Consider the following 20,132-nt stretch of genomic DNA (forward strand, 5'->3'; position numbering starts at 1 on the left):
GGGATGTCCTTCGCAATTACATTTTGTTCGGAGCGGAGACGCCGATCAGCGTCAGGCCGTTGCGCAGCACCTGGCGGGTCGCCACCATCAGCGCCAGGCGCGCCAGCTTGGTCGCCTCGTCGTCGACCAGCACGCGTTCGGCGAAGTAGAAGCTGTGCAGCGAAGCGGCCAGCTCGCGCAGGTAGAACGCCACCTGGTGCGGGCCCAGCTCGGCTTGCGCGCGGGCCAGCGCCTCGGGATAGGCGGCCAGCGCGGCCAGCAGCGTCGCTTCCGACGGCGCGGTCAGCGGCGACAGGTCGACGCTGGCCAGCGTGGCCTCGTCGCCGTTCCACTGCTCGAGCATGCGGCAGATGCGCGCATGGGCGTACTGCACGTAATACACCGGATTTTCGTCCGACGTCTTCAGCGCGACGTCGACGTCGAACACGAACTCGGTGTCGGCCTTGCGCGAGATGAGGAAGAAGCGTACCGCGTCGCGGCCCTTGGTGATGTCGCCGCCGCCCGACCATTCGATCAGGTCGCGCACGGTCACATAGGAACCGGCGCGCTTGGAGATCTTCACCTCGGCGCCGTCCTTCATGACGGTGACCATCTTGTGCAGCACGTAGTCCGGGTAGCCCTGCGGGATGCCCAGGCCGACAGCCTGCAGGCCGGCGCGCACGCGGGCGATGGTGCCGTGGTGGTCGGAACCCTGGATGTTGATGGCCTGGTCGTAACCGCGCTGGAACTTGACGATGTGGTAAGCCACGTCCGGCACGAAGTAGGTGTAGGTGCCGTCGGACTTGCGCATCACGCGGTCCTTGTCGTCGCCGTAGTCGGTGGTCTTGAGCCACAGCGCGCCTTCCTGCTCGTAGGTCACGCCGGCCTTGACCAGCGCTTCCACGGCGGCGTTCACCTTGCCGTCCTTGTACAGCGACGATTCCAGGTAGTAGTTGTCGAACTTCACGCCGAAGGCCTGCAGGTCGATGTCCTGCTCGTTGCGCAGATAGGTCACAGCGAAGGCGCGGATCGATTCGACGTCGTCCACGTCGCCGGAGGCGGTGGCCGGGGCGCCGTCGGAGGCGGACACGGTTTTTTGGGCCAGGAAGTCGTCGGCGATGTCCTGGATGTAGTCGCCGTTGTAGGCCGATTCAGGCCATGCGGCGTCGCCCGGCTTGAAGCCGCGCGCGCGCGCCTGGACCGAGGTCGCCAGGGTCTGGATCTGGACGCCTGCGTCGTTGTAATAGAACTCGCGGGTGACTTTATAGCCCTGGGAGCCGAACAGCGACGACAGCGCGTCGCCCAGCGCCGCCTGGCGGCCGTGGCCCACGTGCAGCGGGCCGGTCGGGTTGGCGGACACGAATTCGATGATCACTTGCTTGCCGGTGCCCGCGTCGCTGTTGCCGAACTGCGCGCCCTGCGCCAGCACGGCCTTGACCACGGCCTGCTTGGCCGCGTCGGTCACGCGCAGGTTGATGAAGCCGGGGCCGGCGATTTCGGCGGCGGCGACGATGTGCTTGCCTGCCGGGTTCTCCAGCAGCGCGGCGACCAGCTTGGTGGCCAGTTCGCGGGGATTCATCTTCAGCTGCTTGGCCAGCTGCATGGCGATATTGCAGGCGACGTCGCCGTGCGACGCGTCGCGCGGGCGCTCCAGCACGACGTTGGCGCTGACGCCGGAGCCGTCGAGGATGGGCGCCAGGGCGGCGTTGAACAGGGCGGTGATCTCTTGTTTCTGTTGGGCGAGCATGTGCGTAGGTGGCGGCGGGGCCGCGCTAAGTAATCTTCTGAAAGCGAAACGGCCGGCGGCTTCAGCCCCGGCCAAACAGCGGTAATTATACTGGTTTGCAAGAGGGAATAAACGTTTGCCCAGGGGGCAGCCGTGACGGACTTTGATCTGGCTTTAGATGTACACTGGATCTCTCACTAAAATGGATCGATGGCACAGCCAACGATCAGCCGGATACGCGACTGCATACGCTCAGGGAGCTATGTCTTGACCGCTCACGCCGAGCAAGGAGTGGAAGATGACGACCTTACGATCCCCGACCTTGAAAACGTGCTCCTCACAGGACGACTTGTCGAGCGACAGCGAGACCGGCGGACGCGAGAGTGCAAGTATGTCGTTCAAGGAAGCACGCTCGACGGGGGCGATGCCGAGGTCGTCGTCAAGTTCGAATCCTGCACCGGCAGACTCTACGTCATCACCGCCTACCTCGATTGACGCCATTTGCGCTTCGTGCGGCAAGCCGGGTGTGCAAATACAGCGCGTCACCCGCAGTTATGGCCGGGGCGATGAGCTGATGGTCATTGAAGATATTCCTATGTGCCGGTGCCCACATTGCCATGAACGCTACTTTACGGCGCAGATCTTGCATGAAATCGAACGCATCAAGTCGCATCGGCAGACATTGGCCGAAGCCCGGATGGTACCGGTTGCGAATTTTCCTGTTGAATTTCCACTAATAGATTAGCCGGCCGGGACCTGATGCTCAGCATGGGTCCCCGCGTCCGCGAGGACGACAGGGTAATGGGGCGCGCGATTGGCCTGAGTTGTCCACAACCCGGTTACAATCTCACCTTTATAGAATTCCCGCGAATATTGCGGCCCGGCGGGCCGCTCCCGTCCCTCCGTGGGCGGGCGCGAGCCATTACGGAAATAACAAGATGACCAAAGAGCGCCCAGTCCTGAAACTGAAAACCCCTGCCGCACCGGCCAAGACCGCTGCCGGCAAGGCTCCGTACAAGGGCGCTCCAGGCAAGGCTGCTGCCGGCAAACCGGCGTACGCCAAGCCGGGTGCGCCATCCGGCGCCAAGACGTGGCCGGCCAAGCCGGCTGGCGCCGGCGGCCAATCCGGCGCGGCTGGCGCTGGCAGCAGTGCAGGCGCGGCCGGCGCGCGCGGACCGGCACGCCCGGCCGGCACGCAGCCCCGTCCTCAGTTCAACCCGCAAGCGCGTCCCGCATATGACCGCGCGGTATCGGACGAACCCGCCGAAACCGCCGCCTCGGTCTGGGCCAAGGCCGCGCCCAAGCAGCGCAAGACGGCGCCGGCGCCCAAATTCGCGGCGCCGCGCCCGAAGCCGGAATTCCGCGAGAGCCACCACCGCGACCTGAAACCGGTGCTGCAAACCGGCTTCCAGACCGACCTGCGCCCCGATTCGCTGTCCTTTTCCCTGCTGGGCGCGGCCCTGGCCGTGGCGCAGGTGCGCACCGGCATGGCGCTGCCGCAGGCCCTGGCCGGCGTGTTCGCCAGCACCAGCGCGCTGCCGCAGGCGCGCGGCGCGATGCAGGACATCGCCTACCGCGCCATGCGCAGCCTGGGCCAGAGCGACGCCCTGATCGCCCTGATGGCGCCGAAAGCCCCCGAGCCGCTGGTGTCGGCCCTGCTGGCCTGCGCGCTGCCGCTGATGCAGCCGGACGCCGACGGCAGCTCCGCCTATGAACAGTTCACCGTGGTCGACCAGGCCGTGACGGCCACTTATGCCCACCCGGACTCCGAACGCGCCAAGCCCATGGTCAACGCCGTGCTGCGCCGTTTCCAGCGCGAGAACAAGGAATTGCTGGCGGCGGCCGCGCTGCAGCCGGTGGCCAAATGGAATTATCCACAGTGGTGGATCGACGCCGTGCGCGCCGCCTATCCTGACCAGTGGCAAGCGGTGCTGATCACCGGTAACCAGCCGCCGCCGCTGACCTTGCGCGTCAACCTGCGCCGCACCTCGGTTGCCGAGTATCTGACCACGCTGGAAGCGGCCGGCATCGCCGCCGCCCGGATCGGCCCGCAGGCGGTGCGCCTGGCCAAGCCGGTCGGCGTGCACCTGATCCCCGGTTTCGACGACGGCCTGGTGTCGGTGCAGGACGCGGCGGCCCAGCTGGCTGCGCAGCTGCTCGATGTCCAGGACGGCATGAAGGTGCTGGACGCCTGCGCCGCGCCCGGCGGCAAGACCTGCAACATCCTGGAGCTGGCCGCCGCCGACGTGACCGCGCTGGACGCGGACGCCAAGCGCCTGCAGCGCGTGCAGGAGAACCTGGACCGCCTGGGCCTGCAAGCCGCGCTGAAGGCGGCCGACGCGCAGCAGACCGACTGGTGGGACGGCGAGGCCTACGACCGCATCCTGGCCGACGTGCCGTGCACCGCGTCCGGCATCGTGCGCCGCCACCCCGACATCCGCTGGCTGCGCCGCAAGGGCGACGCGCTCCAACTTGCAACACTTTCGGCCAAAATTCTCGACAACCTTTGGCAGATGCTTGCCCCGAATGGTAAATTGCTGTTCGTGACATGTTCGTTGTGGCCGCAGGAATCCGAGGCGCAGGCGGCCGCTTTCGCGGTGCGCCACGGCGCTACCCGTCTTCAAGCGCCCGGCCAGTTGCTGCCCACCGGCGGCGCCGAACAGGATCACGATGGTTTGTTCTACGCACTGTTCCAGAAAAATGCGTAAACGATGCGTGAACATTTTGCCGCTCAATTTCCAACGGATTTATTAGGTACCGGCCCACTCGTGACGCGACGTTTTTTTCGACTCCTAGCCTGGCAGTTGCTGCTGCTGTTCGCGTGCGCGCTGCCGCCCGCGCGCGCGGCGGACGATACGGTCGAAATCACCCGCGCCACCATCGAGGCGGCCGAAGAGGGCTACCGCCTGTCGGCCGCCTATTCGTTCGAACTGAACCACGGCCTGGAGGATGCGCTGCAGTTCGGCGTCACGCTCTATTTCACCACCGAAGTCGAATTCACCCGCCCGCGCTGGTACTGGATGGACGAGAAGGCCGTCAAGGTCAAGCGCACCTTCAGCATCGCCTACAACGTGCTCACGCGCCAGTACCACGTCGGCCCGGTCGGCAGCGTGCGCCAGAGTTTCTCGACGCTGGAGGACGCGCTGTTCCTGCTGCGCCGGCCCAGCCGCTGGGTGGTGGCGCCGCGCGGCGCGCTCAAGGTCGGCGAGGTCTACAACGTGACGCTGCGCATGGGCATGGACCGCGACTACCTGCCCAAGCCGATCCAGGTCAACGCCTTCAACAACAGCGAATGGCGCCTGGCGTCGAACAAGAAAACCTTCCTGTACAGGGCTGAATAAGTGACCCCGGCCTTGCGGTATCTGTTCGTCGTCGCGGGCGCCGCGGTCAGCATCCTGCTGTTCCTGCTGGCCTCGGCGTCGGACAACTCCGGCCTGTTCGACCGCTATTACGGCTGGCTGCTGGGCCTGAACGCGGCGGTCGCCGTGGCGCTGCTGATCCTCGTCGGCGTGTCCCTGTTCCGCCTGTATTCGCGCTACCGCGCCGGCAAGTTCGGCTCCAAGCTGATGACGCGCCTGGTGCTGCTGTTCGCCGCCATCGGCGTGCTGCCCGGCCTGGTGATCTTCCTGGTGTCGGTGCAGTTCGTCTCCCATTCCATCGATTCCTGGTTCAATGTGCGCATCGAAGAGGCGCTCGATGCCGGCCTGAACCTGGGCCGCGACGCGCTCGACAAGGCGGTGGCCGACCTCAACGCGCAGGCGCGCAAAACCTCCACCTTGCTGGCCGAGGAGCAGTTCTACGCCGCCCCGGCCATCCTGTCGCGCTACGTCAAGACCCATCCCGGCACGCAAAGCGCCATCATCGTCGACGCCGAAGGCGGACTGATCGTCTCGGCCACCGGGCCGCAGCGCATCAACCTGTCGGCCGACCTGCCCAACCCGCCCATGCTGGCGGTGGCCAAGGCCGAGGATTCCTACGCCCAGGCCGAGGGCGGCAGCGAACTGCGCGACGACCGCGTGGGCGCGCCGCCGCCGCCGCCGCCGGACGCGGCCAATGTGCTGCGCGTGCGCGTGCTGATGGCCATCCCGGACCCGGTGCAGCCCAACGGCACGCATCTGGCGCCGCGCTTCCTGCAGATCATCCAGGCCGTGCCGCCGCAGCTGGCGGCCAACGGCGAAATGCTGCGCACCGCCTACAGCGAATACAAGGAGCGCTTCGTGGCCCGCATCGGCCTGCGCAAGATGTACATCGAAACGCTGACGCTGACCCTGCTGCTGGCCGTGTTCGGCGCCATCGCGGCCGCCTTCCTGATCGCCAACGACCTGGCCCAGCCGCTGCTGCTGCTGGCCGAGGGCACGCGCGCGGTGGCCGGCGGCGACCTGTCGCCGCGCCCCATCGTCGCCAGTTCGGACGAGCTGGGCACCTTGACGCAATCGTTCAACACCATGACGCGCCAGCTGTCGGACGCGCGCATCGCGGTCGACAAGAACCGCGCCGCGCTGCAGAACGCCAAGGCCCACCTGGAATCGGTGCTGGCCAATATGTCGGCCGGCGTGATGGTGCTGGACGGCGAGTTCCGCCTGGTCAGCTGCAACGATTCGGTCGAGCGCATCCTGCAGCGCGCGGGCGCGGCGCTGATCGGCCAGCAACTGACGGAAATCGAAGGCTTGCAGGAATTCGCCAACGCCATCGTGGCCGCGTTCTCGGCGCAAAGCGCGCACTCGGCGGCCGGGCGCAACGCGCAGCGCCTGCACTGGCAGCGCCAGATCGAGATTCCGCGCCCGGCCTACAGCACCAGCCCGGAGGAGCACGACCTGACCCTGCTGACGCGCGGCTCGCGCCTGCCGGTCGAGAGCGGCAGCGGCTATATCGTGGTGTTCGATGACATCACCGACGTGATCTCGGCCCAGCGCTCGATCGCCTGGGGCGAGGTGGCGCGCCGCCTGGCGCACGAAATCAAGAACCCGCTGACGCCGATCCAGCTGTCGGCCGAGCGCCTGCAGATGAAGCTGGAGAACAAGCTCGAGGTCCAGGCCGACGTCGACCTGCTGAACAAGGCCACCACCACCATCGTCAACCAGGTCTCGGCCATGAAGCGCATGGTGGACGACTTCCGCGACTACGCGAAGACGCCGCCGGCCGTGCTCGAGCCGCTGGACGTGAACGCGCTGGTGGAGGAGATCCTGAACCTCTACCTGAGCGGCGAGGGCAGCGACATCATCCACCTGGCGCTGGCGCCGCAGCTGCCGCTGGTGATGGGCGACGCCACCCAGCTGCGCCAGGTGATCCACAATTTATTGCAGAACGCACAAGATGCGCTGCTCGACCAGCCGCCGGCCGGCGCCGAGCCGCGCATCGATGTGGTCACCGAGGCCATCCATTATCAGAGCGCGGACGGCGGCACCCGCGTCGCCGTGCGGCTGGCGATATCGGACAACGGCCCCGGCTTCGCGCCCAAAATCCTGGCGCGCGCCTTTGAACCGTACGTGACGTCGAAGGCGCGCGGCACCGGTTTGGGGCTGGCGATGGTGAAAAAGATTATCGACGAACATGGGGGCAGGATAGACATCCAGAACCATGTCGATAGAAGTGGCGCTTCGGTACTGATTTTACTGTTAAAGTTGGCACCGGTGCAGTTGGCATAATGTTGAAAGACCAATAAAATCATTGCTAGCCATGCAGGCATACAATGCCGCATGTCCGGCGAAGTGAAAAAAGGCAGGGATAGATGGCAAACATTCTGGTAGTGGATGACGAAATGGGTATCCGCGAGTTGCTCTCGGAGATATTGAGCGACGAGGGACACGCAATACAGCTTGCCGAAAACGCGCAGCAGGCGCGCGAGGCGCGTGCGCAGGGCGCGCCGGATCTGGTCCTGCTCGACATTTGGATGCCGGACACGGACGGCGTCACGTTGCTGAAGGAATGGCAGCGCGACGGCTTGCTGACCATGCCCGTGATCATGATGTCCGGTCACGCCACCATCGACACGGCGGTGGAGGCCACGCGCATCGGCGCCTTGAATTTCCTGGAAAAGCCGATCGCCATGCAAAAGCTGCTCAAAGCGGTGCAAGCAGGCCTGACGCGCGCCCAGGAAACGGTGCGCTCGCCTTCGCTGGCGCCGCGGCCGGCGGTGGCGCCGCCGCCCGAGGACGGCGCGATCGCGGCCGGGGCGCCGTTCAGTTCGGCCATGCCGCAGGTGCACGCGGCCATCCGGGGCGGCGGCGCCACGGCGGGCGAGGGCCATATGTTCAACCTGTCGTTCGATCTGCCGCTGCGCGAGGCGCGCGACGCGTTCGAGCGCATGTACTTTGAACACCACCTGGGCCGCGAAGGCGGCAGCATGACGCGGGTGGCGGAAAAGACGGGCCTGGAACGCACCCACTTGTACCGCAAGCTCAAGCAGCTGGGCGTGGAGCCTGGCAAGCTGGCCAAGAAGAACCAATGACGGCAGCCGCCGGCGGAAGCGCTGCGGGAGCAAGCGCCGGCGCTGCCGCTGGCGGCGCCTCCTCCAGGGCGGTGCCGCCAACGCTGACCACGCTGGTCACGGGCCCGCGCGCAGCCGTGCGCGAGTCCGCCATTGCCGCTGCGATCGAGGCTGCGGGCGCTGCCGCCGCGCAGCCGCACGTCCCCACCGCCGTCATTCTCGAAGGCCTGGCCGACGCCAATTCCCCCCTCGTTTCCGCGCCCGAACAAGGGCTGCAGGTGCTCCGTATCGCTCCCGGCTGCCTTTGTTGCGCTGGCAATCTCGTTTTGCGAGTAACATTGAACCGTCTGCTGCGCCGTCCGCCTGCGCAGTTGTACATCAGCCTGGCAAATGCGGAGCATGTGGACCAGTTGCGCACCATGCTGCTGGAGGCTCCGTATGGCGAATTGCTGGCACTGGCTCCGGATATGCAAGTTACGACTTGAAAACCGGTTCCAGGGCCCCACTTCAATATGGACCGGCGGAACAATCCTGCTTCCGCCCCTAGCGTGAAGGAAGCAAAATGAACCTGATCTACAACAGCGAGCAATACAGCGTGGTTGAATTCGGCGCGGACCGCGACCTCGAAGCGCTGCGCTTTGGCGGCTATGAGATCGTGGACAAGGGCTGCAAGCGTGAAATCTTCATCGCGGGGGTGCTGGCGCAAAGCTTCCGGCGCGACGTCAACCAGCTGATCGCCAGCGAGCCGACCATGGAGGAAATCGACGAATTCCTGGGCAGCTACGAATCGGTGATGAGCCAACCCGTCCTTCTGCATTGATAGCGCATTGATATTCACAACGGCCGAGGCGTGGTAAGGTGAGGTCTTGTCGCAACAACCTCACCATGCCATCCCATGTGCCAACTTTTAGGCATGAACTGCAATGTCCCGACCGACATCGTGTTCAGCTTCACCGGCTTCGCCATGCGCGGCGGCGCCACCGACACCCACCATGACGGCTGGGGCATCGCCTTCTTCGAGGGCGCCGGCGTGCGCCTGTTCGTCGACCACCAGGCCGCCGTGGCCTCGCCGATCGCCGAACTGATCAAGCGCTACCCGATCAAATCGCGCAACGTCATCGCCCACATCCGCAAGGCCACGCAGGGCCAGGTGGCGCTGGAGAACTGCCATCCCTTCGTGCGCGAACTGTGGGGCCGCTACTGGGTGTTCGCCCACAACGGCGACCTGAAGGAATTCGAGCCCGTGCTGGACGGCGCCTACCGCCCGGTCGGCACCACGGACAGCGAACGCGCTTTCTGCCTGATCCTGCAAAGCCTGCGCGCGCGTTTCGGGGACCGCCACCCCGAGCGGGCCGAGCTGAACGCCGCGCTGGAGGAACTGGTGCGGCAAATCGCCGCCCACGGCACCTTCAACATGATGCTCTCCAGCGGCAGCGAGCTGTACGCCCACTGTTCCACCAGCTTGTACTACCTGGTGCGGCAGTACCCCTTCGTCACCGCCGAGCTGTCCGACGAGGACGTCAGCGTCGACTTCTCGGAAGTCACCACGCCCGACGACAGGGTCGCCATCATCGTCACCCAGCCGCTCACGACCAACGAACAATGGACCGCTTTTGAACCCGGCGAGTTGAAATTGTTCCTGGAAGGCATGCCTGTTGCCAAATTGTCCGAGACAATACCGGCGAATGATGCCAAAATATCAGTAAAAAACGGGATGAAACTGCCATGATCGACCTTTCCATGAACGATATGACCTCCAAGAGCTTGCGCGTGCGCGAGTTTTACCTTGGGCGTCAGCCGATACTGGATCGCAACCAGGCGCTGTTCGGCTATGAGTTGCTGTTTCGCAACGCTCCTGTCGGTCCAGCCAATATCACCACCGACCTGGGGGCGACCGCCTCCGTGATCGCCCACGCCTCGCAGCTGGGCATGGAAAAAGTGATCGGCGATGCGCTCGGTTTCGTCAACGTCGATGCCGACGTCATCATGAGCGACATCTTCGGTTTCCTGCCGCGCGAGAAAGTGGTGCTGGAAATCGTCGAAACCATGGAAGTGACGCCGCCGGTGCTGTCGCGCATGGCCGACCTGGTCAGCCACGGCTTCAGCTTCGCGCTGGACGACGTCACCGTCGAAACCGGCCACGTGCAGAGCCTGCTGCCCATGATCGAATACGTCAAGATGAGCATGCGCAGCACGCCGCTGCCGGCCTTGATGAAGCTGGCGCCGCGCTTCAAGCAGGACGGCAAGCTGCTGGTGGCCGAGAAGGTCGAGACCCGCGACGAATTCAAGAACTGCCTGGACCTGGGCTTCGACTACTTCCAGGGCTATTACTTCGCCAAGCCCGTCATCATGAGCGGCAAGAAACTGTCGCCGTCGCAGCTGGCGGTGATGGAACTGATGACCCTGGTGACCTCGGACGCCGACAACCTCGAAATCGAGCGCGCCATCAAGCGCGACGTGTCGCTGGCGCTGAACCTGCTGCGCCTGGTGAATACGCCGGCCGTGGGCGCACGCCAGCGCATCGACTCGCTGAGCCAGGCCGTCACCATCCTGGGCCGCCGCCAGTTGCAGCGCTGGCTGCAGATCATGCTGTACGCCGAACCGAGCAAGCGCGGCCACAGCATGACGCCGCTGCTGATGCTGGCCACCACCCGCGGCCGCCTGCTCGAACTGCTGGCGCACAAGCTGCGCCCCAGCCAGCGCCACGCCGCCGACATCGCCTTCACGGTCGGCATCATGTCGCTGATGGACACGCTGTTCGGCATCCCGATGTCCGAAATCCTGGGCCAGATCCCGGTGATCGACGAAGTGGCGGACGCGCTGATGTTCCGCGGCGGTTTCTTCGGCGACCTGCTCAAGCTGGCCGAATGCATCGAGCAGATCGAAGACAAGGAAGGCGAAATCGTGCCGACCCTGCGCGACCTCGCCATGTCCACCGACGAACTGGTGGAGCTGGAAATGGCCGCGTTCGAGTGGAGCGACAACGTGGTGCGCTACGCCCTGTAGCCTTGGGCAGTGTCAGCCTGTCAAGTTGACAGCTGTGGCATCTTTTACTTGCCAAACGGACATGAGTGGCGATAAGCTTGCGATCTTATTAACGATCGCGGTGCGCCATGGCTTCCGTCCTGCTCAGCGTAAACAAACTCGGTAAATCCTACGGCGGCCGCCTCGCGGTCGACGGCGTCTCCTTCCAGGTCAGGCACGGCCAGACCGTCGGCCTGATCGGTCCGAACGGCGCTGGCAAATCCAGTACCGTCAGCATGATCTGCGGCTTGCTGCGCAGCGACAGCGGCAGCGTCGAGCTGGACGGCGTGGCCATGGCCCAGGGCAGCACGGGCGCCAAGCTCAAGATCGGGCTGGTGCCGCAAGACCTGGCGCTGTACGAGGACTTGCCGGCGCTGGAGAACCTGAAGCTGTTCGGCGCGCTGTACGGCCTCAAGGGGGCGCTGCTGAAGGAGCGCTGCGCGCAGGCGCTGGACATGGTGCGCCTGGCCGACCGCGCGGCCGACAAGCCCGCCGCCTTCTCGGGCGGCATGAAGCGCCGCCTCAACATCGCCGCAGCGCTGCTGCACCAACCCAAGCTGCTGATCCTGGACGAGCCCACCGTCGGCGTCGACCCGCAAAGCCGCAACGCCATCTTCGACACGCTGGAAGCCCTCAAGGCGAAAGGCATGGCGCTGATCTACACCAGCCACTACATGGAGGAAGTGGAGCGGCTGGCCGACCACATCGTCGTCATCGACCACGGCAAGGTACTGGCCGACGAGAGCCCGGCCGAGCTGTACCGCCGCCTGCCGGCGCAGGCGGCGCTGCGCGCCGAGCTGGCGCAGCCGCCGTCGCCCGGGCGCCTGGCCGACCTGGCGGCGGGGCTGCAAGGACTGGCCGGCGTCAGTTCCGTCAAGGCGGATGGCGCCGTGCTGGAGATCGGCCTGGGCGCGACCGCGCAAGCGGCGTCCGTGCTGGCCTGGCTGGACGCGCAAGGCTGCGCGCTGCAGCATTTCGCCACCGCCAGGACCAATCTCGAGGATATCTTCCTCACGCTCACCGGGCGCAGCCTGCGAGACTGAAAGGGAATATGATGACCGCATTTTTCGCACTGGTCCGCAAAGACCTGATCCTTTACCTCGGCGACAAGCGCGCTCTGCTGATCAACCTGATGCTGCCCATCGTGCTGGCCGCCTTCTTCGGCTCGTTGTTCGGCGGCAGCGGCGGCGAAGCGAGCACCGGCAAGATCGACGTCGGCCTGGTGCAGCTGGACACGAGCGCGGTCGGCGGTAAGGTTGCCGACGGGCTGAAGGCGGATCCCGCGCTGCGCATCAAGGAACTGGCGCTGGCCGACGCGCAGGCCCAGGTACGCGCCGGCAAGCTCACGGTGGCCGTCGTGATCCCGCCAGGCTTCGGCGACGCGGCCGGCAAGGCCCTCTTCGGTGCCGGCTCCAAGCCGGAGATCCCGGTGTTCTACGATCCCTCGCAAGCGACCACGCTGGCCATGGTCAAAGGCATGCTGACGCAGCAGGTGATGCAAATCGTCAGCGCCGAGATGTTCGGCGGCGACAGCGGCAGCAAGTTCATGGACGTCAGCCTGAAAGAGCTCGAGCAGAGCGCCGCTGCCGGCAGGGACAATCCCGCGCTGCGCGACATGCTGGGCAGCGTGCGCAGGTATCAACAGGTCGAACAAGGCAAGCCCGTCAAGGATGGCGCTGCAGGCGGAGCGGCCAAGGCCGGCCTCAGCATGCCCTTTGCCACCAAGGACGAAGCGCTCAGCTCCGGCCCCAGGTACAACGGCTACGCGCACTCGTTCGCGGGCATGAGCGTGCAATTCATCCTGTTCATGGGTGTGGACATGGGCATAGGGATATTGCTGGCGCGCCGCATGGGCATCTGGAACCGGCTGCTGGCCGCGCCGGTGTCGCTGACGTCGGTGTTGCTGGCGCGCGCGGTCTCGGCCGCGCTGATCGCCAGCGGCCTGCTGGCGGCCATTTTCCTGTGCGCCATGCTGATCTTCAAAGTCGACATCAGCAACCCGCTGGGCTTTGCCGGCGTCGGCGTCTGTTTCGCGCTGATGACGGCCGGTTTCGGCCTGCTGATTGCCGCTTTCGGCAAGACGCCCGAAGCGGCGCGCGGCATCGCCGTGTTCGCCACGCTGATCATGGTGATGCTGGGCGGCGCCTGGGTGCCGTCCTTCGTATTCCCTGCGTGGATGCAGACGCTGACCATCGCCATCCCCACGCGCTGGGCGGTCGACGGCTTCGACGCCATGACCTGGCGCGGCCTCGGCCTGGACGCCGCCCTCGCGCCGATGGCCGTGCAATTGGCGTTCGCCGCCGTCTTCGCCGGCCTCGCGATCTGGAAATTCCGCCGCGACCAGCAATAGCGGAGAAAAGGGGCCAGAGAATAGGGGCCAGGGTCAAATCGTAAAAGGGGTCAGGGTTATTTAATAAATAACCCTGACCCCTTTTACGTTTTTTGAAGGTGTTCGCCGCGGCGCTTATTTGTAGACGCCGCAGACGACGATCACGTCCTCGACTTTCTCGAGGTAGGAGGACTTGCTGTCGACCGTCTTGTTGATCGGGTTCGGCCATTTGTAGTCGACCCAGCCCTTGCCCTTGCTTGCGGCCAGCTCCAGCATGCTCTTGACCATGGGCTTGCCTTCCGCGTCCTTCAGGTCCATCACGTTCTTGCCGACGATTTTCTGGTTGGCGCCGTTGGCCCATTCCATGCCGCCGGTGTCGATGACGAAGATGTAGAGGTCGCGGTCCTTGAACTGGCCGTTGGGATTGTTGAATTCGGCGTAGGCTTTTTCCTTGCCGTTGGCCTTCAGGAAGGCCACCGCTTTTTGCACCAGCGCGGTCGCCTCGGCTGGTGTGCCGCGCTCGGCGGCGCGCGCCGCCGGGGCAAAGTTCAAACACATCAGGAACATCAGTGCGGCGTTCAGCAAAGCTTTCATCCGGCTCTCCTTAAGTGATGCTTCGGAGAGCCTACTTTAGGCTTGGCCATGCCTGCTGTAAAGAAATTGCACCGGGGGTGTGGCGTTTTTGGCGCCACCCCTTGGCCTTACAGGTTGGGCGCCAGGTAGCGTTCCAGCTCGGCCTTGTCGATCTTGCGGCGCGCGGCCATGTCGTCGAACTGGTCGTTGCCTATTTTGCCGACGGTGAAATATTTCGACTGGGGATGGGCGAAGTAGAAGCCCGACACGGCGGCGCCGGGGAACATGGCGAACGACTCGGTCAGCTCCATGCCGATCTCTTCGGCCTGCAGCACCTTGAACATGTCCGCCTTCACCGTGTGCTCCGGGCAGGCCGGGTAGCCTGGCGCGGGACGGATGCCGGCGTACTCCTCGGCGATCATCGCCTCGTTGCTCAGCGTCTCGGCGGCGGCGTAGCCCCACAGGTCTTTGCGCACGCGCTCGTGCATGTATTCGGCGAAGGCTTCGGCCAGGCGGTCGGCCAGCGCCTTGAGCATGATGGACGAGTAGTCGTCGTGCGCGTCTTCGAAGCGCTGCTCGTATTTCTCGATGCCCAGGCCCGAGGTCACGGCGAACATGCCGATGTAGTCCTTGATGCCCGAGGGTTTGCCATCAATGAGTTTGGGCGCGATGAAGTCGGCCAGGCACTGGTTGGGGCGCTGCACGCCGTCGATGATGGGCTTCACGCCCTGCTGGCGCAAGCCGTAGTAGGTGAAGGCCACGGTGTCGCGCTCGTCGTCGGTGTAGATTTCGATGTCGTCGTCGTTCACGCTGTTGGCGGGCAGCAGGGAGACCACGCCGTTGGCGGTGAGCCAGCGGCCGTCGATCAGTTTCTTCAGCAGCGCCTGGCCTTCCTCGAACACCTTGCTGGCCGCTTCGCCCACCACGTCATCCTTCAGGATGGCGGGGAAGGGGCCGGCCAGGTCCCAGGTCTGGAAGAACGGACCCCAGTCGATGTATTGCGCCAGCGTGGCCAGGTCGACGTTCTTGAACACGCGGCGGCCGATGAACTTGGGCTTCACCGGAGAGAACTCGAGCTTCATCTTGTTGGCGCGCGCGGCGGCCAGCGAGACGATGGGCAGGGCCTTCTTGTTGGCGTGCTGCTCGCGGATGCGCACGTAGTCCTGCTCGATCTCGGCGATGTACTGGTCGCGGCTCTCCGGCGTCAGCAGCGACTGCGCCACCGACACGGAACGCGAGGCGTCCGGCACGTAGACCACCGGGCCTTCATAGTTGTGCGAAATCTTCACGGCCGTGTGGGCGCGGCTGGTGGTGGCGCCGCCGATCAGCAGCGGGATCTTCAGCATGCGGAAGTGCTCGTCGCGCTGCATTTCCTTGGCCACGTGGGCCATCTCTTCGAGCGACGGCGTGATCAGGCCGGACAGGCCGATGATGTCGGCGTTCTCCAGCTTGGCGCGCGCCAGGATCTCGGAGCACGGCACCATCACGCCCATGTTCACCACTTCGAAGTTGTTGCACTGCAGGACCACGGAGACGATGTTCTTGCCGATGTCGTGCACGTCGCCCTTGACGGTGGCGATGACGATCTTGCCCTTGGGCTTGGCGACGATGCCGGTGCGCGCTTCCTCGGCCTTTTTCTCTTCCTCGATGTAGGGGATCAGATGGGCCACGGCCTGCTTCATCACACGCGCCGATTTCACCACCTGCGGCAGGAACATCTTGCCCTGTCCGAACAGGTCGCCGACGATGTTCATGCCGTCCATCAGCGGACCTTCGATCACGTGGATGGGGCGGCCGCCGGAGTTCAGCACCTGCAGGCGCATCTCTTCGGTGTCGTCGGTGATGAACTGGGTGATGCCGTGCACCAGCGCGTGCGCCAGGCGCTTCTCGACGATGGCGTTGCGCCATTCCAGGTTCTGCTCCTGGGCCTTGCCGCCGGCTTTCAAGGTGCCGGCGATTTCGATCATGCGCTCGGTGGCGTCGTCGCGTCGGTTCAGCACCACGTCCTCCACGCGTTCGCGCAGCTCGGCCGGCAGGTCGTCGTAGACGCCCACCATGCCGGCGTTGACGATGCCCATGGTCATGCCGGCCTTGATGGCGTGGTACAGGAACACGGTGTGGATGGCCTCGCGCGCCGGGTCGTTGCCGCGGAAGGAGAACGACACGTTGGACACGCCGCCCGAGATCTTCGCGTGCGGCAGGTTGTCCTTGATCCAGCGCGTGGCGTTGATGAAGTCCACCGCGTAGTTGTTGTGCTCTTCGATGCCGGTGGCGATGGCGAAGATGTTCGGGTCGAAGATGATGTCTTCCGGCGGGAAGCCGACCTGCTCGGTCAGCACCTTGTAGGCGCGCGCGCAGATTTCGATCTTGCGCTCGAAGGTGTCGGCCTGGCCTTTTTCATCGAAGGCCATGACGATCACGGCGGCGCCGTAGCTGCGGCACAACTTGGCCTGGCGGATGAACTCTTCCAGGCCTTCCTTCATCGAAATGGAGTTGACGATGGCCTTGCCCTGCACGCACTTCAGGCCCGCTTCGATCACGCTCCACTTGGAGGAGTCGATCATGATGGGCACGCGCGAGATGTCCGGCTCGGAAGCGATCAGGTTCAGGAAGCGCGTCATGGCCGCCTGCGAGTCCAGCATCGCCTCGTCCATGTTGATGTCGATCACCTGGGCGCCGTTCTCCACCTGCTGGCGCGCCACCGACAGCGCCTCGTCGTACTGCTCGTTCAGGATCATGCGCGCGAACGCTTTCGAGCCGGTGACGTTGGTGCGCTCGCCGACGTTGACGAACAGCGAGTCGTCGTCGATGGTGAAGGGCTCCAGGCCGGACAGGCGCTGCGCCACCCTGATCTCCGGGACCGCGCGCGGCGGGGTCGTCTCCAGCAGCGTGGCGATGGCCGCGATGTGGTCGGGCGTGGTGCCGCAGCAGCCGCCGGCCATGTTGATGAAGCCGGCGTCGGCGAATTCGCGCAGCAGGGCCGAGGTGTCGGCCGGCAGCTCGTCGAAGCCGGTGTCGCTCATCGGGTTGGGCAGGCCGGCGTTCGGGTAGATGCAGACGAAGGCGTCGGCGATCTGCGACAGCTCTTCGGCGTAGGGACGCATCAGGGCCGCGCCCAGCGCGCAGTTCAAGCCTATGGTGAGCGGGCGCGCGTGGCGCACCGAGTTCCAGAAGGCCGGCACGGTCTGGCCGGACAGGATGCGGCCGGAGGCGTCGGTCACGGTGCCGGAGATCATCAGCGGCAGGCGTTCCTGTTCCGGGTGCTCTTCATAGTACAGGTCGATGGCGAACAGGGCGGCTTTGCAGTTCAGCGTGTCGAAGATGGTTTCGACCAGCAGCACGTCGGAGCCGCCGTCGACCAGGCCGCGCACCTGTTCATGGTAGGCCGCGACCAGCTGGTCGAAGGTCACGTTGCGCGCGGCGGGATCGTTCACGTCCGGCGAGATCGACGCGGTTTTCGGCGTCGGGCCGAGGGCGCCGGCCACGAAGCGCGGCTTGTCGGCGCTGCTGTACTTGGCCGTGGCCGCCTTGGCCAGCTTGGCCGCCGCCACGTTCATCTCGTAGGCCAGGTGGCCCATGTGGTAGTCGTCCTGCGCGATCGAGGTGGCGCCGAAGGTGTTGGTTTCGATCAGGTCGGCGCCGGCCGCCAGGTAGCGCTCGTGGATCTCCTGGATCACCTGCGGCTGCGTCAGCGTCAGCAGCTCGTTGTTCCCCTTGACGAACAGCTCGCGCGCGCCGCTATCGGCGGGTGCTGCGAAGTCGGCGAAGCGGCCCGTGGGGCCGCCGCGGTAAGCCATTTCATCCAGTTTGTACTGCTGGATGATGGTGCCCATCGCGCCGTCCAGGAACATGATGCGGCGCGACAGCATCTCGCGCAGTTGCGCTTCGGTCTTGGAATAGCGTGGTTGGCTGGCTTTGTTATTCATTTCGCACTTTCGGGGATGGCTGATGGAATCCGATACCGGGTCTAAAATTATACGGCATTGCGGCAATCGGGGCCGAGGGAGGTCCGCCGCGGCCAAGGCGGCCGAAGATGGCTGCCGGTGGCAGCATACGGTCCCCGGTTCCGGTAACATGGCGTGCATGAAGATAACCGTTATCATCTCCGCGCACAAAAAACGCCGCGAAATGGAGTTCGTCCTGACCGGCTACGCCGCCCAGACCCGCATGGCGGACGAGATCATCGTCTCGCAGGACGGCGAGTTCCCGGAGATTGCCGAGGCGGTGGCCGGCTGCCGCCATCTGGACCTGCCGCTGCTGCATCTGACGCAGGAGCACCGGGGCTTCGGCAAATGCCGCGCGCTGAACAAGGCGGTGCTGCAGGCGTCCGGCGACCTGTTGCTGTTTACCGACGGCGACTGCGTGCCGCGCGACGACTTCGTCGAGACCTATCTGCGCTTGAGCCGTCCGGGTGCCTTCCTGGCGGGCGGCAGCCATATCAGCGTGCCGGAACAATATCATTTGCTCCATGACCTGCGTCCTGCGATCCTGGACCAGAGCCTGTTCGACTACGATTTCCTGAACGCGATACCGGGCTTTGACAAGAACCGCAACCGCCTGCTGCGCAGTCCGCGCCTGCAGCGCTTTTACGATTTTCTGTCGCCGCGCAATGCCTTCAGCGGCGCCAATAGCTGCGCCTTCCGGCGCGACGTGCTGGAAGTGGGCGGCTTCGACGAAAGCATGGCCTACGGCGGCGAAGACCTGAACATGGGCCTGCGGCTGAACAACATCGGCGTGCGCGGCATGCGCGCCCGCCACTCCATCGTCAGCCTGCACCTGGACCACGGGCGCGGCTACTACGACGCCGAACTGCACCGGGCGAACCAGGACTGGAACAGGGAAGTGCGCAGCCAGCGCCACGTGCTGCCGCGCGTCTCCCCGATCCGCCAGCTGAAACCGTAGGCCGGGTTAGCCGGCACGGCGTAACCCGGCAGGGTCGACCGTTGGCGGAACGGCCCCAGGGCCAGCCTGCCGCCCTACGCCCGGTACTGCATCCGGTACGCCGACGGCGACATGCCCAGCTGCTTGCCAAACTGCTTGCGCAGCGCGCCCGACGAGCCGAATCCCGTCAGTCCGGCGATCACCTCCACCGTGTGCCCGGTCTGTTCGAGCTGGCGCTGCACGGTCAGCAGGCGCTGATCCAGCAGCCACTGGTGCACCGACGCCCCGGTCTCCTGCCGGAAGCGGCGCGTGAAGGTGCGCTGGCTCATGCAGGCGCGCGCGGCCAGTTGCTCCACCGTGTGCGGCTCGCGCAAGTTGGCCAGCACCCAGTCCAGCGTATTGCGGAACAGGTCCGCCGCCGCCGAACTGGCCAGTTCGTGCTTCAGGCGCTGCGCCTGACCGCCGTGGCGGTAGGACGGCATCACCATGTAGCCGGCGGTGGCGCTGGCCACGCTGGCGCCGCAGCGCTGGCGCAGCACGTGCAGGCAGCAGTCGATGCCGGCCGCCGTGCCGGCCGAAGTGATCACGTCGCCGTCGTCGATGTACAGCACATGGGAATTGACCGCCACGCCGGGATAGCGCTCGGCCAGCTTGCGTGCCCACTGGTGGTGCACGGAAGCGGGACGGCCGTCCAGCAGGCCGGCGGCCGCCAGCACGAAGGCGCCCAGGCACAGGCCGACCACTTGCGCGCCATTGGCCTTGGCTTGGCGCAGCGCCTCCAGCAGGGCTTGTGGCGGCGCCTCGTCCGGGCTGCTCCAGCTGGGCATGATGACGATGTCGGCCCGTGCCACGTCGGCCAGGCCGTGCGAGGTCTGGATGGAAAAGCCGGCGCTGGTGCGCAGGCTGCCGGGCGTAGCGCCGCACACTTTGACCTCGAACAGGCGCGGGCGCGTGTCGCCGTCGTCCGTGCCGAATACCATGCAGGGGACGGACAGGTGGAACGGGCCTATGCCGTCATAGGCGATCACTGCGACAGTCTTCATTGAGATTCTGATCCGTAAGAAGGTGGCTGATTTTGCCATAGGGATGAGCTGGCCGTGGCCAGGCTGCGGAGTTGGCTGCGGAGTTGGCTGCGGAGTTGGCTGTTTTGGAGCGCAATTTGGCCCGGCCGCCACTGTCGCGCCGGTGGTGGC

At 65.4% G+C, this 20,132-nt stretch carries 17 protein-coding genes; 13 read left to right on the plus strand and 4 right to left on the minus strand.

Going from position 1 to position 20,132, the window contains the following annotated elements; all coding sequences use genetic code 11:
* Positions 1-16: 16 nt before the first annotated feature.
* Positions 17-1,726: an arginine--tRNA ligase gene (argS, locus tag ACSQ8Y_RS29560; RefSeq protein ID WP_436270159.1), complete on the minus strand. Its 1,710-nt coding sequence runs from the start codon at positions 1,724-1,726 to the stop codon at positions 17-19.
* A 246-nt stretch (positions 1,727-1,972) separates the two neighbouring features.
* On the opposite strand from argS, the gene ACSQ8Y_RS29565 reads away from it, so the two are divergent.
* The 12 genes from ACSQ8Y_RS29565 (at position 1,973) to ACSQ8Y_RS29620 (ending at position 13,506) form a co-directional block, all read left to right on the plus strand.
* Entirely contained in the window at positions 1,973-2,200 is a 228-nt protein-coding gene (locus tag ACSQ8Y_RS29565) for a DUF4258 domain-containing protein (protein WP_436270160.1), read from the plus strand.
* The gene (locus tag ACSQ8Y_RS29570) at positions 2,130-2,450 is read left to right on the plus strand and encodes a YgiT-type zinc finger protein (protein WP_436270277.1); all 321 of its coding nucleotides are present in this window, start codon (positions 2,130-2,132) and stop codon (positions 2,448-2,450) included. Before ACSQ8Y_RS29565 ends, ACSQ8Y_RS29570 begins: the two co-directional genes overlap by 71 nt.
* A 637-nt stretch (positions 2,451-3,087) precedes the next feature.
* Positions 3,088-4,413 (plus strand): 16S rRNA (cytosine(967)-C(5))-methyltransferase RsmB, encoded by a 1,326-nt coding sequence (rsmB, locus tag ACSQ8Y_RS29575; protein ID WP_436270278.1) that lies wholly within the window; start codon positions 3,088-3,090, stop codon positions 4,411-4,413.
* Positions 4,414-4,473: 60 nt separating this feature from the next.
* Positions 4,474-5,046: a DUF4390 domain-containing protein gene (locus tag ACSQ8Y_RS29580; protein WP_436270161.1), complete on the plus strand. Its 573-nt coding sequence runs from the start codon at positions 4,474-4,476 to the stop codon at positions 5,044-5,046.
* Positions 5,047-7,350, plus strand: a complete 2,304-nt coding sequence (locus ACSQ8Y_RS29585; protein WP_436270162.1) for a sensor histidine kinase — start codon at positions 5,047-5,049, stop codon at positions 7,348-7,350. It begins immediately after the preceding gene.
* A gap of 83 nt (positions 7,351-7,433) precedes the next feature.
* Complete coding sequence (locus ACSQ8Y_RS29590) at positions 7,434-8,153, plus strand: response regulator (protein ID WP_436270163.1); 720 nt, start codon at positions 7,434-7,436, stop codon at positions 8,151-8,153.
* Positions 8,150-8,617 carry a GTPase gene (locus ACSQ8Y_RS29595; protein WP_436270164.1) on the plus strand — a complete coding sequence of 156 codons (468 nt, stop codon included), beginning with the start codon at positions 8,150-8,152 and terminating at the stop codon, positions 8,615-8,617. The genes ACSQ8Y_RS29590 and ACSQ8Y_RS29595 overlap by 4 nt, the downstream gene beginning before the upstream one ends.
* 77 nt (positions 8,618-8,694) lie before the next feature.
* Positions 8,695-8,952, plus strand: coding sequence for a BTH_I0359 family protein (locus ACSQ8Y_RS29600; RefSeq protein WP_436270165.1), 258 nt, complete (start codon positions 8,695-8,697; stop codon positions 8,950-8,952).
* 75 nt (positions 8,953-9,027) lie between these two features.
* Positions 9,028-9,861, plus strand: coding sequence for a class II glutamine amidotransferase (locus ACSQ8Y_RS29605; protein WP_436270166.1), 834 nt, complete (start codon positions 9,028-9,030; stop codon positions 9,859-9,861).
* Positions 9,858-11,138: an EAL and HDOD domain-containing protein gene (locus tag ACSQ8Y_RS29610; RefSeq protein ID WP_436270167.1), complete on the plus strand. Its 1,281-nt coding sequence runs from the start codon at positions 9,858-9,860 to the stop codon at positions 11,136-11,138. The genes ACSQ8Y_RS29605 and ACSQ8Y_RS29610 overlap by 4 nt, the downstream gene beginning before the upstream one ends.
* 107 nt (positions 11,139-11,245) lie before the next feature.
* Entirely contained in the window at positions 11,246-12,199 is a 954-nt protein-coding gene (locus ACSQ8Y_RS29615; RefSeq protein ID WP_436270168.1) for an ABC transporter ATP-binding protein, read from the plus strand.
* An 8-nt stretch (positions 12,200-12,207) separates the two neighbouring features.
* Positions 12,208-13,506, plus strand: a complete 1,299-nt coding sequence (locus ACSQ8Y_RS29620) for an ABC transporter permease (protein ID WP_436270169.1) — start codon at positions 12,208-12,210, stop codon at positions 13,504-13,506.
* Between the two features lie 114 nt (positions 13,507-13,620).
* On the opposite strand, the gene ACSQ8Y_RS29625 is transcribed toward ACSQ8Y_RS29620, so the two are convergent.
* On the minus strand, positions 13,621-14,079 hold the full coding sequence (locus tag ACSQ8Y_RS29625; RefSeq protein ID WP_436270170.1) for a cache domain-containing protein: 459 nt from the start codon (positions 14,077-14,079) through the stop codon (positions 13,621-13,623).
* A 107-nt stretch (positions 14,080-14,186) separates the two neighbouring features.
* Positions 14,187-17,984, minus strand: a complete 3,798-nt coding sequence (gene metH, locus ACSQ8Y_RS29630; RefSeq protein ID WP_436270171.1) for a methionine synthase — start codon at positions 17,982-17,984, stop codon at positions 14,187-14,189.
* Between the two features lie 157 nt (positions 17,985-18,141).
* Between metH and ACSQ8Y_RS29635 the strand changes: the two genes are divergently transcribed.
* Positions 18,142-18,960, plus strand: coding sequence for a glycosyltransferase (locus ACSQ8Y_RS29635; protein WP_436270172.1), 819 nt, complete (start codon positions 18,142-18,144; stop codon positions 18,958-18,960).
* Between the two features lie 74 nt (positions 18,961-19,034).
* Here the strand turns inward: ACSQ8Y_RS29635 and ACSQ8Y_RS29640 are convergent, their stop codons facing one another.
* The gene (locus ACSQ8Y_RS29640) at positions 19,035-19,982 is read right to left on the minus strand and encodes a GlxA family transcriptional regulator (protein ID WP_436270173.1); all 948 of its coding nucleotides are present in this window, start codon (positions 19,980-19,982) and stop codon (positions 19,035-19,037) included.
* Positions 19,983-20,132: the final 150 nt, after the last annotated feature.

Origin of the sequence: Pseudoduganella sp. LjRoot289 (assembly GCF_964252925.1) — a bacterium.
Taxonomy (GTDB): Bacteria; Pseudomonadota; Gammaproteobacteria; order Burkholderiales; family Burkholderiaceae_D; genus Rugamonas.